This window comes from Pseudomonas sp. 7SR1 (assembly GCF_900156465.1).
In the GTDB taxonomy this organism is placed as follows: domain Bacteria; phylum Pseudomonadota; class Gammaproteobacteria; order Pseudomonadales; family Pseudomonadaceae; genus Aquipseudomonas.
In genome coordinates this window covers 4,148,209-4,164,593 of the sequence record NZ_LT707064.1, presented here as the reverse complement: position 1 = coordinate 4,164,593, position 16,385 = coordinate 4,148,209, and the positions used below count along the sequence as shown (strand labels likewise).

Genomic DNA, 16,385 nt, shown 5'->3' with positions numbered 1-16,385 from the left:
TTTTTTCCCACCTTGTGAAGGGACACCGGGCGTGACCGGACGGCAGCCCGACCCATCGACGAGCCACGACACCGCCCCTCGACGCCGACATCGCATCAGGTGCCTGTCCAACCGCGCCGTTGTCCCTCGCCACGTTTATCTGCATCCCGCCGATTGGCAGTCGCCCAGGCCTCCATGCACCGCCATTCGAACGGAGACAGACCTCAATTGATTCCGCCAGCAGGTGCTCCGATATGGATTCGTCGACCGAAATGTTGCCCACGCAAGACTGCGCCGCCCACGAACTGGCCTCCGTCCAGCAGGGCATCTGGCTCGACCAGATCGCGCACCCGGACCTGCCCTACTACAACATCGGCATGGCCCTGGAGATCAAGGGTGAGATCGACATTGCGCTGTTCGAGAAAGCCATCGAGCTGGTTGCCAACCGTCACGACGCCCTGCGCCTGAGCTTCAGCCATGAAGGCGGTACCGGTCGCCAGCGGGTCTTGCCCGAGGTCAAGGTCGACATGCAGGTGGTGGAGTTCACCGAAGCCGAGGCCGATGCCGGGCTGGCCATGGAGTACCTGCGCAACGCCTTTCGCCAGCCGTTCGAGTCGCTGACCGGCCAGCTCTGGGAAGCCCGCATGGTGCGTTGCGGCCCGAACCGCCATTACTGGTTGAACCGTTACCATCACCTGGTCACCGACGGCATCGGCGTGGCGTTGATCGGCCACGCCGTGGGCGCCGCCTACAACGGGTTGCTGGCGGGCAACGAGGAGGTTGCCCAAGGCCATTCCTACCTGTCGTTCCTCGAAGACGACCGGGCTTACCTGCAGTCCTCGCGCTACGAGCGCGACCGGCAGTTCTGGCAGGAAACCTACGCCCAGATGCCTCCTTCGCTGCTGCAACGCCGGGCCGACTTCAAGACCGGCCAGGCCAACGAACTGGCCCCCAGCGCCCAGGTCCAGGCGATGCTGCCACGGGCGCTGTACAACGCCCTGACGCAATTTGCCAGCGAACGCAGCCTGTCGGTGGCCCATGTCCTGATCAGCGTGGTCGCCACGTATTTCTGCCGCACCGTGGGCGTCGATGAAATCGTCATCGGCATGCCCGTGCACAACCGTACCACCGCGCGCACCAAGGAAACCGCGGGCATGTTTTCCTCGGTCAGCCCGATTCGCCTGCCGGTGGATCCCGACGCCTCGCTGCTGGACCTGATGCACACCGCTGGCGGCCAACTGCGCCGCTGCTACCGCCACCAGCGGTTCCCCATCGCCGAACTCAACCGCACGTTGCGCCTGGCCCAGACCGGCCGCCGGCAACTGTTCGACGTGTCGCTGTCGTTCGAAAGCCTGGACGGCGACGATCAGTTCGGCGGTACCTCGTCCACCGTGATCACCATGGACAATGGCTACGAGCAGACGCCCATGGCGATCTTCGTGCGCGATTACCATCCCTTCGAAGACGTCCATCTGGACTTCAACTTCAACACCGCGTACTTCAGCCTGGAGGAAGCCCGCTACCTGCAAGACCGCATGGTCTCGATGCTCGAAGCGGTGCTGGAGCAGCATGACACGCCCGTGGGCGACTTCCCGCTGATGAGCCAGGTGGAGCGGCGACACCTGCAAGTGGATTTCAACGCCACGGCCCGGGAATATCCCCGGGACGTGCTGATTCACGGGCTGTTCGAGCAACAGGCCGAGCGGCGTCCGCAGGCCTGTGCCGTGCGCGGCGACGACGGTCCGTTGCTCAGTTACGCCGAACTCAACCGCCGGGCCAACCAGCTCGCCCATCACCTGGGCGAACTCGGCGTCGGGCCGGACGCCCGCGTGGCCGTATGCCTGCGGCGCGGCGCGGACATGGTTATCGCCCTGCTGGGCATCCTCAAGGCCGGCGGCGCCTACGTGCCCATCGACCCGGACCTGCCCAGCGCGCGCCAGGCCTACATGCTCGAGGACAGCGCTCCCCACGCCGTGCTGAGCAGCCAGGCACTGCTGGAGCATTTGCCGCCGTCGGACAGGCCGCTGCTGCTTCTCGATGGCGACCAGGACCTGGCCCGCCTGGCTGCGCAGCCCACCCACGACCCGGATCCGGCGGCCCTGGGCCTGACGCCGAGGCACCTGGCCTACGTGCTCTACACCTCCGGTTCCACCGGTACCCCCAAAGGGGTGATGAACGAGCACATGGGGGTGGTCAACCGTCTGCTCTGGGCCCGGGACGAATACCGTGTCGACGCCGACGACCGGGTCCTGCAGAAGACCCCGTTCGGTTTCGATGTGTCGGTCTGGGAATTCTTCCTGCCGTTGCTGGCCGGTGCCGAACTGGTCATGGCCCGTCCCGGTGGCCATCAGGAACCGGACTACCTGGCCCAGGTGATGCGCCAGACCGGCATTACCTTGCTGCACTTCGTGCCGTCGATGCTCGACCTGTTCCTGGAGCATCGCGACAGCCAGGACTTCCCGACGCTGCGTCGGGTACTGTGCAGCGGCGAAGCCCTGCCCCGCAGCCTGCAGCGCCGCTTCGAAGAGCAGTTGCCGGGCGTCGAGCTGCATAACCTGTACGGCCCCACCGAAGCCGCCATCGACGTCACCGCCTGGCAATGCCGCCCCGGCGACCCGGGCGAAAGCGTGCCCATTGGCAAGCCGATCGCCAATATCCAGATGTACGTGCTCGACCCCCGGGGCAAGATCCAGCCGCTGGGCGTGGCCGGGGAAATCCATATCGGCGGCATCGGCGTGGCCAGGGGTTATCTGAACCAGCCTGAGCTGAGTGCCGAGCGCTTCATCGCCGACCCGTTCAGCGACCAGCCGGATGCGCGCCTGTACAAGACCGGCGACCTGGGCCGCTGGCTGGCCAACGGGGCGCTGGAGTACCTGGGGCGCAACGACTTCCAGGTGAAGATCCGTGGCCTGCGCATCGAGATCGGTGAAGTCGAAGCGGCCCTGGCCCTGTGCCCTGGCATCCGCGAAGTGGTGGTCGTCGCCCGGGAAGATCATCCCGGGCAGCCGGACAGCAAGCGCCTGGTGGCTTATGTCTGCGGCGAACAGGTACCCGCCGACGTGCTGCGCAGCACCTTGCTCAAGCACCTGCCCGAGTACATGGTTCCCACGGCCTTCGTGCACCTGGACACCCTGCCCCTGACCGCCAACGGCAAGCTCGATCGCCGGGCCCTGCCCGCGCCGGGTGCCGAGGCTCTGGCCAGCCAGGCCTACGAAGCGCCCCAGGGCGAGACCGAAATCGCCATTGCCGAGATCTGGAAAACCCTGCTCGGCCTGGATCAGGTCGGTCGCCACGACGGCTTCCTCGAACTGGGCGGCCACTCCCTGCTGACCGTGCAGTTGCAAGCCCGCCTGCACCAGGACCTGGGGGTCGAGATCGACCTGCGCACGCTGTTCGCCCAGACCTCCCTGAGGGAACTGGCCCGGCATGTGGATCAGGCCGCTCAGTCCAGTCTCCAGGCGATTGCCGTGGTCCCCCGCGACCAGCCGTTGCCGCTGTCTTTGGCCCAGCAACGCCTGTGGTTCCTCGACCAGCTGGACCACGCCGCCAGCGTCGCCTATCACATGCCCGCCGCCCTGCACCTGCGCGGCCACCTGGATCGCCACGCCCTGCAACGCGCCCTGGACCGTATCGTCGCTCGCCACGAAAGCCTGCGCACCACCTTCGAACGCATTGACGGTGAAGCCCGGCAACGCTTCGCCCCCGCCGACAGTGGCTTCGCCCTGACCGAGCACGACCTGCAGGCCCTGGACAGCGACGCCCGGCAACAGGCCGTCGAGCGACTGACCCGGGACGAAGCCCGCGAAGCCTTCGACCTGAGTGCCGGCCCACTGATCCGCGGTCGCCTGCTGCGCCTGGCCGAGGAGGAGCACATCCTGCTGGTGACCCAGCATCACATCGTCTCCGACGGTTGGTCGGTGGCGGTCCTGATCGGCGAGTTCAACGCCCTGTACGCCGCGTTCTGCCAGGGCCTCGACGATCCCCTGCCGCCCCTGGCCTTGCAATACGCCGACTACGCCGCCTGGCAACAGCAACATTTGCAAGGCGAACGCCTGCAAGCCCAGGTCCGCTTCTGGCAGGAGCACCTCACCGGCGCCCCGGCGCTGCTGGAACTGCCCGCCGACCATCCACGGCCCCAGGTGCAGAGTTACCAGGGCGCGGCCCTGGCCCTGCAACTGCCCGCGCCCTTGAGTGCCCGGCTGCGCCGCTTCAGCCAGCAGCAAGGCCTGACGCCGTTCATGACCCTGCTGGGAGCCTGGTCGATCCTGCTGTCGCGCCTGAGCAATCAGGCCGAGGTGGTGGTCGGCACGCCAGTGGCCAACCGCACCCGGCGCGAAACCGAGGCGCTGATCGGCTTCTTCGTCAACACCCTGGCCCTGCGCGTCGACGTGCAGGCCCATGACCGGGTCGAACAGTTGCTGGCCCGGATCAAGCGCATCACCCTCGACGCCTACGGCCATCAGGACTTGCCGTTCGAACAGGTGGTGGAGGCGTTGCAACCGGAACGCAGCCTCGGCCACAGCCCGCTGTTCCAGGCCATGCTGGTACTCGGCAACACCCCGCAGGACCAGGCCCTGGCCCTGCCCGGCCTGAGCCTGACCCCGCTGGCCCCGGCCACCGGCACCACCCAGTTCGACGTGAGCCTGTCCCTGAACGATGACGGCGACATCATCGCCGGCCAGTTCGAATATGCCACCGACCTGTTCGATGAAAGCACCATCGCCCGTTGGGGACAGCATCTGCTGCAACTGCTCGATGCCATGCTGGAGGATGCCACCCAGCCAGTGGCGACCTTGCCGCTGCTGAGCAATCCACAACGTCGCCAGTTGCTCGGTGACTTCAACCGGACGCATGTGCCCTTTCCCGAGGGCCGCCTGGTCCACGAATGGTTCGAGCAGCATGTGCAAGCGCATCCCGATGCCATTGCCGTGCAGGCCGAAGAGGCCAGCCTCAGCTACGCCGAACTCAATGCCCGGGCCAACCGCATCGCGCATCGGCTGATTGCCGCGGGCGTGCGTCCGGATGAGCGTGTCGCACTGCTGGTGGAACGCAGCCTGGAAATGATCGTCGGCATGCTGGGGATCCTCAAGGCGGGCGGCGCCTACGTGCCGCTGGACCCGAACTACCCGCAGGATCGCCTGCAACACATGCTCGACGACAGTGCGCCCCGGGTACTGCTCACCCAGGCTGCCCTGGTGAATGCCATGGGCGAGCAACTGCCGGCGCTGCGACTGCCCCGGCTGCTGCTGGACGACACGGCTGACGGCGACGCCGGCAACCCTCGCATCGAGGGCCTGACCTCCCGCCACCTGGCCTACGTCATGTACACCTCCGGTTCTACCGGCAAACCGAAAGGCGTGATGCTCGAGCACCGCTCGCTGTGCAACCAGATCGGCGCCTTGCAGGAACGCTACAGCCTCGATGCCCGGGACCGCATCCTGCAATTCGCCACCATGACCTTCGACATGTCCGTGGAAGAAATCTTCGGCGCCTTGCTGTCCGGAGCCACCCTGGTGCTGCGCAGCGATGCCTGGATAGCCGGCACCGCGGCTTTCGCCACCTTGTGCGAGCAGTACGCGATCACTGTCGCCAACCTGCCCACCGTGTTCTGGCAACAGGTGAGCCGGGATGCCCATGTGGCCCTGCCCACCTGCCTGCGGCAGTTCATGATCGGTGGTGAAGCGGTGAGTAAACAGGCGGTGAGCCAGTGGTTCGCCCGCAGCGGCCATCGTCCGGCGCTGTACAACGCCTATGGCCCAACCGAGGCCACCGTGAACGCCTCGATCCGCCGCATGGAAAGTGACCGGGACGACTTCCGTTCCATCGGCAAGCCGCTGCGCAATACCCAGCTGCATGTGCTGGACGGCGCCGGCAACCTGGCCCCCCTGGGAGTCGCCGGGGAAATCCATATCGGCGGCGTCGGCGTCGCGCGTGGCTATCTCAACCGCCAGGCATTGACCGCCGAACGGTTCATCGCCGACCCGTTCACCACCGATCCCCAGGCACGCCTGTACAAGACCGGTGACCTGGGTCGCTGGTGCGCCGACGGCACCCTCCAGTACCTGGGTCGCAACGACGACCAGGTGAAGATCCGCGGTTTCCGCGTGGAACTGGGAGAGATCGAGGCCGTCCTCGCCGGTCGCCCCGGCGTGCGCGAGGCCGTGGTGGTGGCCCAGGAAAGCAGACCGGGCCAATCCGACAGCAAGCGCCTGGTCGCCTACCTGTGTGGCGAGCCAGTGCCGGTGGAGCAATTGCGCGCCGCGCTGCTGGCGGTGCTGCCCGACTACATGGTGCCCAGCGCCTTCGTGCAGCTCGAAGCCATGCCCTTGACGCCCAATGGCAAGCTCGACCGTCGCGCGCTTCCGGCCCCGGGCCAGGAAGCATTCGCCAGCCGGGCCTACGAGGCGCCGCGGGGCGAGATCGAACAACTGCTGGCCACGGTCTGGCAAGAACTGCTGGGCCTTGAACAGGTCGGACGCCATGACCGTTTCTTCGAGCTCGGCGGGCATTCGCTGATGGCGGTCAGCCTCATCGACCGCTTGCGCCAGCATGGCCTGAATGCGTCGGTACGCACCGTGTTCACCGCGCCCAGCCTGCGGGAGATGGCCCAGGCCCTGGGCCGCAGCGATGAAACCCCGTTCCTGGCGCCAGCCAACCGCATTGCGGCCGACTGCAGCGCCCTGACGCCAGACATGCTGTCGCTGGTGGAACTGACCCCGGCCCAGCTCGAACGCATCGTCGCCGGCGTGCCCGGCGGCGCCGCCAATGTCCAGGACATCTACCCCCTGGCGCCGTTGCAGCAAGGCATCCTGTTCCATCACCTGCTGGGGCACGAAGGGGATGCGTATCTGGTGCGCTCGATGATCGAGTTCGACGATCGCGCGCGTCTCGATGCCTTTATCGACGCCTTGCAGCAGGTGATCGATCGCCACGACATTCTGCGCAGCGCCGTGCACTGGGTCGGCCAGCCGCAGGCGGTGCAGGTGGTGCAACGCCAGGCAACGTTGCCGGTGCAGCTTGTCACCCTGGCTGGCGATGAAGACCCGCGCGCTCAGCTGGAGCGCTTGAGCGACCCGCGCCACCTGCGCCTGGACTTGCAACAGGCGCCGTTGATGCGCGCCTGCATCGCCCGGGACCCGCACTCCGAACGCTGGTGGCTGAGCCTGCTGGACCACCACATGATCAGCGATCACGTGTCTTTGGGGATCGTGCTCGAAGAAGTCCAGGCCCTGGTGCAAGGCCGGGGCGCCGAGCTGCCGGCACCGATGCCCTATCGGGAGTTCGTCGCGCAGATCCTGGCGACCCCGCCCCAGGTCCATGAAGCCTATTTCAGCCAGCGCCTGGGCAGCGTCGACGAGCCCACCGCCCCCTTCGGCGTCCTGGATGTCCAGGGCGACGGCAGCCAGGTGACGGAAACCAGCGTGCGCCTGGATCCAGCCCTGAGCCAGCGCATCCGCGCCTGCTCGCGCAGCGCCGGCGTGACGCCGGCGGTGCTGTTTCACATCGCCTGGGCCCAGGTGCTCGGGCGCTGCACCGACCGCGACGATGTGGTGTTCGGCACCGTGGTCGCCGGACGCCTGCAAGGCTCCCGGGGCGCCGACCGGGCGCTGGGCGTGTTCATCAACACCTTGCCGGTGCGGGTGCGACTGGCCGGGTCGGGGGTCGGCGCGCTGGTGGACGAAACCTATCGCGACCTCAGCGAACTGCTGTCCCATGAGCAGGCGTCCCTGGCCCTGGCCCAGCGTTGCAGCGGCGTCGGCCCCGGCCTGCCGCTGTTCACCACCCTGCTCAATTACCGGCACCAGACCGATGGCGGCTCGCTGGCCAACGAAGGCCAGGTGCTGGCCTGGGACGGCGTACGCTTCCTGAGCAACGAAGCCCGTACCAACTATCCGATCGAAGTGGCGGTGGCCGATGAAGGAGACGACTTCTCGGTGACGGCCCAAGCCATCACCGGAATCGACCCGCACCGCATCGCCGCCTACCTGGGCCAGGCCGTCGCCGCCCTGGTGCAGGCCCTGGAGCAAGCCCCCGAGCGTCTCGCCAGCAGCCTGGACGTGCTGCCCGACGACGAGCGCCAGTTGCTGCTGCGCGACTTCAACCGCACCGCCACCGACTTCGGGCCGGCCCAGCCGATCCATGCCCTGTTCGAAACCCAGGTCCGGCTCGCCCCCGACGCCGTGGCCCTGGTCTGCGAAGACCGCCAGCTGACCTACCGCCAGCTCAATCGCCGCGCCAACCACCTGGCCCGCCAGTTGCTCGCCCTCGGCGTGCAGCCCGATCAACGGGTCGCCATCTGCGCCGAGCGCAGCCTGGACATGATCGTCGGCCTGCTGGGCGTGCTCAAGGCCGGCGCGGCCTATGTGCCCATCGACCCGGCCCACCCCGCCGACCGCATGGCCTTCATGCTCCAGGACAGCCAGCCACTGGCGGTGCTGACCCAGTCGGCGCTGTCGCTGCCCACCGGGGACCAGCCATGCCTGCTGCTGGACACTGACGCCTCGCTGCATGCCGCCCACGATGTGGCGTTCGACGTGAACCCGCGGATTGCCGGCCTGACCCCGCAACACCTGGCCTACGTGATCTACACCTCCGGCTCCACCGGCCAGTCCAAGGGCGTGATGGTCGAGCACCGCTCGGTGTTCAACTTCTGGCAGGTGATGCGCCGCACCACCCACCAGCATTGCCCGGCCCCGGCCACCGTGGCCTTGAATGCCGGCTTCTTCTTCGACATGTCGATCAAGGGCATCGCCCAGCTGTTCTGCGGCCATCGCCTGGTGATCATCCCGCAACTGATCCGCGCCAGCGGCCACGAGCTGCTGGACTTCCTCGAACAGCACCAGGTCCACGCCTTCGACTCCACCCCGTCCCAGCTCGACACCCTGCTGGCCGCCGGCCTGCTGGAGCGCCAGCGTTACCAGCCGGTGAGCGTGCTGCTCGGCGGCGAGGCGATCAACAGCGCCACCTGGGAGAAACTGCGCAACTGCCGAAACATCCGCTTCTACAACATGTACGGCCCCACCGAGTGCACGGTGGACGCCACCCTCGACCTGATCCGCGACCTGGGCGACCGTCCGAGCATCGGCCGGCCGTTTGCCAATGTGCAGGTCCATGTCCTCGATGCCCGGGGCGAACCGACGCCGTTGGGGGTGGCCGGGGAAATCCATATCGGCGGCATCGGCGTGGCCAGGGGTTACCTGAACCGGCCGGAACTGAGCGCCGAGCGCTTCATCGCCGACCCGTTCAGCGACCAGCCGGATGCGCGCCTGTACAAGACCGGCGACCTGGGTCGCTGGCTGGCCGACGGCACGCTGGAATACCTGGGCCGCAACGACTTCCAGGTGAAGATCCGGGGTTTTCGCATCGAACTGGGCGAGATCGAGAATGTGTTGCTGGGTTGCGCCGGTGTCACCGACGCCGTGGTGATCGCCCGCGAGGACCATCGACTCGTCGCCTATCTGTGTGGTGAACCGGCCAGTGCCGACGTACTGCGCAGCACCTTGCTCAAGCACCTGCCCGAGTACATGGTCCCCACGGCCTTCGTGCACCTGGACGCCCTGCCCCTGACCGCCAACGGCAAGCTCGATCGCCGGGCCCTGCCCGCGCCGGGTGCCGAGGCCCTGGCCAGCCAGGCCTACGAAGCGCCCCAGGGCGAGACCGAAATCGCCATTGCCGAGATCTGGAAAGGCTTGCTGCACCTGGATCAGGTCGGTCGCCACGACGGCTTCCTCGAACTGGGCGGCCACTCCCTGCTGACCGTGCAGCTGCAAGCCCGCCTGCACCAGGACCTGGGGGTCGAGATCGACCTGCGCACGCTGTTCGCCCAGACCTCCCTGAGGGAACTGGCCCGGCATGTGGATCAGGCCGCTCAGTCCAGTCTCCAGGCGATTGCCGTGGTCCCTCGCGACCAGCCGTTGCCGCTGTCTTTGGCCCAGCAACGCCTGTGGTTCCTCGACCAGCTGGACCACGCCGCCAGCGTCGCCTATCACATGCCCGCCGCCCTGCACCTGCGCGGCCACCTGGATCGCCACGCCCTGCAACGCGCCCTGGACCGTATCGTCGCCCGCCACGAAAGCCTGCGCACCACCTTCGAACGCATTGACGGTGAAGCCCGGCAACGCTTCGCCCCCGCCGACAGTGGCTTCGCCCTGACCGAGCACGACCTGCAGGCCCTGGACAGCGACGCCCGGCAACAGGCCGTCGAGCGACTGACCCGGGACGAAGCCCGCGAGGCCTTCGACCTGAGTGCCGGCCCACTGATCCGCGGTCGCCTGCTGCGCCTGGCCGAGGAGGAGCACATCCTGCTGGTGACCCAGCATCACATCGTCTCCGACGGTTGGTCGGTGGCGGTCCTGATCGGCGAGTTCAACGCCCTGTACGCCGCGTTCTGCCAGGACCTCGACGATCCCCTGCCGCCCCTGGCCCTGCAATACGCCGACTACGCCGCCTGGCAACAGCAACATTTGCAAGGCGAACGCCTGCAAGCCCAGGTCCGCTTCTGGCAGGAGCACCTCACCGGCGCCCCGGCGCTGCTGGAACTGCCCGCCGACCATCCACGGCCCCAGGTGCAGAGTTACCAGGGCGCGGCCCTGGCCCTGCAACTGCCCGCGCCCTTGAGTGCCCGGCTGCGCCGCTTCAGCCAGCAGCAAGGCCTGACGCCGTTCATGACCCTGCTGGGAGCCTGGTCGATCCTGCTGTCGCGCCTGAGCAATCAGGCCGAGGTGGTGGTCGGCACGCCAGTGGCCAACCGCACCCGGCGCGAAACCGAGGCGCTGATCGGCTTCTTCGTCAACACCCTGGCCCTGCGCGTCGACGTGCAGGCCCATGACCGGGTCGAACAGTTGCTGGCCCGGATCAAGCGCATCACCCTCGACGCCTACGGCCATCAGGACTTGCCGTTCGAACAGGTGGTGGAGGCGTTGCAACCGGAACGCAGCCTCGGCCACAGCCCGCTGTTCCAGGCCATGCTGGTACTCGGCAACACCCCGCAGGACCAGGCCCTGGCCCTGCCCGGCCTGAGCCTGACCCCGCTGGCCCCGGCCACCGGCACCACCCAGTTCGACGTGAGCCTGTCCCTGAACGATGACGGCGACATCATCGCCGGCCAGTTCGAATATGCCACCGACCTGTTCGATGAAAGCACCATCGCCCGTTGGGGCCAGCATCTGCTGCAACTGCTCGATGCCATGCTGGAGGATGCCACCCAACCAGTGGCGACCTTGCCGCTGCTGGATGAGTCACAACGCCGGCAATTGCTGGAAACCTTCAACAGCGCCAGCGCGGTCCTCGACGAAGACCCGGCGCGCTTCCCCCATGCGGTCTTCGAAGCCCAGGCCGGGCGCACGCCGCAAGCCGTGGCACTGGCGGGCGACGGACAGACCCTCAGCTACGCCGAGCTCAACGCCTGGGCCAACCGCATCGCCCATGGCCTGATTGCCCTGGGTGTGCGGCCCGACGACACCGTCGGCCTGTGCGCCCGACGCAGTCCGCAGATGGTCGCTGGCCTGCTGGGCATCCTCAAGGCCGGGGCGGCCTATGTGCCGCTCGATCCGCAATACCCGGCGCAACGCCTGACCCATATGCTGGCCGACAGCGCGCCCAGGGCGCTGGTACGCCAGCAAGACCTGGACACCCTGCCGCTGCCGGCGGGCCTGGCCACCCTCGAAGCGGACAGCCCGGCGCTGCTGCAAAACCCGACCCATAACCCTGGGATCACGGACCTGCACTTCGGGCACCTGGCCTACGTGATCTACACTTCCGGCTCCACCGGGTTGCCCAAAGGGGTCATGGTGGAACATCGCGGCCTGCGCAACCTGCTGGACTGGTACCTGGACGACCTGGCCTTCCATGCCGGCGATGCGGTGCTGCTGGCCTCGTCCTATAACTTCGACCTGACCCAGAAGAACATTCTCGCCCCGCTCATGGTGGGGGCCTCGCTGCACCTGGCCGAAGAACCGTTCAACCCTGACGCCATCGTCGCCCAGATCGCCAGGGCGGGTATCAGCCATATCAACCTGTCGCCCAGCGCGTTCCACGCGCTGGTGGACGCCGACCGGCAACAGGCATTGGCGTGCCTCAAGCGGGTGGTGCTGGGGGGCGAGCCGATCCAGGTCGCCATGCTGGAAAAACTGCCGTTGCCGCGCCCGGCGATCATCAACAGCTACGGACCCACCGAGTGCAGTGACGTAGTGGCCTGGTACACCGCCGACCGCGACCTTGCCCATTACCGGAACCGCTCGATCCCCATCGGCCGGCCGATCCGCAACATGCAACTGCATGTGCTGGACGACCATGGACAATTGTTGCCGGTGGGCGTGTCGGGCGAGATCCACATCGGTGGCGTCGGGGTCGCGCGCGGCTACCTCAACCGCCTGGAGTTGACGACCGAGCGCTTCATTGCCGACCCGTTCAGCGACCGGGCCGGTGCGCGCCTGTACAAGACCGGTGACATCGGTCGCTGGTTGCCCGACGGCACCCTCCAGTACCTGGGACGCAACGACGACCAGGTGAAGATCCGCGGCCTGCGTGTCGAGCTGGGCGAAATCGAGGCGGCCCTCGCCGCCCTCGATGGGGTCCGGGAAGCGGCGGTCGTCCCCCGCGACCACCAGGGCGGCGACAAACGCCTGGTGGCGTATCTGTGCGGCGAGCCGGCATCGGCCGAACAATTGCGCGCCGAGCTCCTGGGTCGCCTGCCCGGACACATGGTGCCCAGTGCCTTCGTGGTGCTGGACGCATTGCCCCTCACCCCCAACGGCAAGCTCGACCGTCGCGCCCTGCCCGAGCCGGGCCAGGACGCCTACGCCAGCCGGACCTACGAGGCGCCCCAAGACGAGGTGGAAGTGGCTATCGCCGGGATCTGGCAGCAATTGCTGGGGCACGAGCGCATTGGCCGGCATGACGGGTTCTTCGAACTCGGCGGACATTCGCTGATGGCGGTCAGCCTCATCGAACGCCTGCGCGAACAAGGCTTGAACGCCGACGTGCGCAGTGTCTTCAGTGCGCCGACCCTGCGAGAACTGGCTATCGCACTGGGCGACAGCACCCACACCGCCTTCCAGGCACCGGCCAACCGCATTCCGGCCGACTGCCAGCTGTTGACCCCGGACATGCTGCCGTTGGTGAAACTCACCGCGCAGCAGATCGAGCGCCTGGTCGGCGCCGTGCCGGGCGGCGTCGCCAACGTCCAGGACATCTACCCCCTGGCGCCCCTGCAGCAAGGCATCCTGTTCCATCACCTGCTCGGACACGAAGGCGATGCCTACCTGGTGCGCTCGATGCTGGAGTTCGACGATCGCCAGCGCCTCGATGCCTTTATCGGCGCCCTGCAGCAAGTGATCGATCGCCACGACATCCTGCGCACCTGCGTGCATTGGGATGGCCTGCCCCAAGCGGTGCAAGTGGTACAGCGCCACGCGCGGTTGCCGGTGCACAGCGTCACCTTGAACGGACATCAGGACCCGCTCGGCCAGCTCGAAGCCTTGAGCGATCCACGGCAACTGCGCCTGGACCTGCGCCAGGCGCCGTTGATGCGTGCCTGCATTGCCCGGGATCCGCACTCCGAACGCTGGCTGCTGGCGCTGCTCAACCACCACATGGCCAGTGACCATGTGACCCTGGAAATCGTCCTGGAAGAGATCCACGCGATCCTCCATGGACAAAGTGAAAGCCTGGGCGCCGCACAGCCGTACCGCGACTTCATCGCCCAGACCCAGGCCACCCCGGCCGAGGTCCACGAAGCCTACTTCACCCGGCGACTGGCCGACGTCGATGCCCCTACCGCGCCCTTCGACCTGCTCGAAGTGCAGGGCGACGGCAATCACATCGAAGAAGCCAGCGTGCAACTGAGCGTCGAACTCAACCTGCGCCTCCGGGCCCAGGCCAGGGAACGGGGCATTACCCCGGCGACCCTGTTCCACGTTGCCTGGGCGCAGGTGCTGGCCCGCTGCACCGGGCGCGACGATGTGGTATTCGGCACGGTGGTCGCCGGACGCCTGCAAGGCTCCGCGGGGGCCGAACGGGCCCTGGGCGTGTTCATCAACACCTTGCCGGTACGGGTGTGCCTGACCGGTTGCGGTGCCAACGAGAAGGTCCTGGCGACCCACCGCGACCTGGTGGAACTGCTGGACCACGAGCAAGCCTCCCTGGCGCTGGCGCAGCGTTGCAGCGGCGTGCCCAGTGCGTTGCCGTTGTTCACCACCCTGCTCAACTACCGGCACCAGCGCGACGACAGCCAGTTGCAATGGCCGGGCATGCGTATCCTCGACAGCGCCGAACGGACCAACTATCCGCTGACCCTGTCGGTCAACGACTACGGCGATGCCCTGGGGCTGACCGTGCAAAGCGTCCGGGTGGTGGACCCGCAGCGTATCTGCGCCTTGATGCAACGGGCCCTGGAACAACTGGCCCAGGCCCTGATGTACACGCCGCAGATCCCTCTCATGCAACTGGACGTGTTGCCTCCAAAGGAGCGCACGCTGCTGCTGGAGACCTTCAACCAGACCCGGGTGGATTACCCGACGCACCTGTGCATCCAGCAACTGTTCGAAGAACAGGTGCGCCGGACGCCGGACGCCTGCGCACTGCTCGACAGCCGCACGCAGCTCAGCTACACCGAGCTCAATGCCCAGGCCAATCGCCTGGCCCATCACCTGCTGGCAGCAGGCGTCCAGCCAGGGGACCTGGTCGCCATCTGCGTCGAACGCGGTGTGTCCATGATCACGGGCCTGCTGGGGATCCTCAAGGCCGGTGGCGCCTACGTGCCGCTGGACCCGACCTACCCGGCCGAGCGCCTGGCCTCGATCCTCGACGACGCCCGGCCACGCCTGCTACTGGCCGATCCGGTGGGACGCACGGCGGTGGGTACGCTGCAGGAAGGTACCCGCTACCTGGCCATCGAACAGGCCCTGGCGGCCCAGGCCAACAGTCGCGATCCGCAACTGGACGGCTCGGGCCTGACCCCGGCCCACCTGGCCTATGTGATCTACACCTCGGGCTCCACCGGCAAGCCCAAGGGGGTGATGATCGAACATCGCAACCTGGTGGCCTCGACACTGGCCCGGGGCGCGGTGTACGGGCCGGCGATCGACAAGCGCTTCCTGTTGCTGTCCTCGATTGCCTTCGACAGCTCCGTGGCCGGGATCTTCGGCACCCTGGTAGGCGGCGGCACCTTGTGCATCCCGGATGCCGAGACCGCACGCGACCCCGAGGCCATCGCCCGCTTCATCGACCAGCAGGCCGTCACCTCGTTGCTGTGCGTGCCGTCCCTGGGCCGCCTGGTACTGACGAGCCTTGCCAGCGGTAACGGCCACGGCCACCTGCGGGAAATGATCGTTGCCGGCGAGGCCTGCCCGGCGCAACTGGTGCAGGAGTGCGCCGGGCTGGAGCCGGCCATCGCCCTGTACAACGAATACGGCCCAACCGAAGCCACCGTCTGGGCCACGGTACATCGCTGCACTGCCGAGGACCGGGGCACCGTGCCGATCGGCCGCGCCATCCCCAACAGCCGCCTGTACGTGCTCGACGAGCAGCGCCAACCGGTGCCCCTCGGCGTGCCGGGTGAGCTGTACGTCGGGGGCGCGGGTGTCGCGCGAGGCTACCTGGACCGTGCCCAGCTGAACGCCGAACACTTCCTCGCCGATCCGTTTTGCCCTGGCGACGAGGCGCGGATGTACCGCACCGGCGACCTGGTGCGGCTGCGCGCCGACGGTGTGCTCGAATTCCTCGGACGCAACGACCAGCAGGTGAAGATCCGTGGTTTCCGTATCGAACCGGGTGAAATCGAAGCCCTGATGCTGACCCTGCCGGGGGTGCGCGAAGCCGCGGTCATCGCCCGGGAGGACACGCCTGGGGCGATGCGCCTGGTGGCGTACCTGAGTGTCGAGCCGCACCTGGCCGGTCGCAACGCCAGCAGCACCCTGCGGCCATACCTGACGTCGCAACTGCCGGACTACATGGTCCCGGCGGCGTTCGTGGTGGTGGAGCGGTTGCCGTTGAGCCCCAACGGCAAGCTGGACCGCCGGGCCCTGCCCGCGCCGCGCAGCGAAGACTTTGCCTTGCGCCAGTACGAAGCGCCCAACGGCGAGACCGAAGAGCTGCTGGCGCAGATCTGGGCCGACCTGCTGGGCCTGGAGCGGATCGGCCGGCACGACGACTTCTTCGAGCTCGGCGGTCATTCGCTGCTGGCCGTGCAAGTCACGCTGCGGGCACGGGAGACCTTCGCCGTCGAGGTGCCGCTGCGGAGTGTGTTCGAGCACCCGTCGCTGCTGGCATTGGCCGACCTGATCACCACCCTGCAACTGGCGCAGTTCGAGTCGGATGAATTGATGGACCTGCAACAAGAAATGGCTTCGCTGTCTGAAAGCGAACTGCTCGCTATCGTCTCCAAGGATGCTTAAAAATTGAACGAA

Annotated in this window: 1 protein-coding gene; it reads left to right on the top strand. The window is 67.4% G+C overall.

Going from position 1 to position 16,385, the window contains the following annotated elements:
- Positions 1–233 precede the first annotated feature (233 nt).
- Positions 234–16,373, top strand: coding sequence for a non-ribosomal peptide synthetase (locus BW992_RS18950; RefSeq protein ID WP_076406910.1), 16,140 nt, complete (start codon positions 234–236; stop codon positions 16,371–16,373).
- The last annotated feature ends 12 nt before the right edge of the window (positions 16,374–16,385 follow it).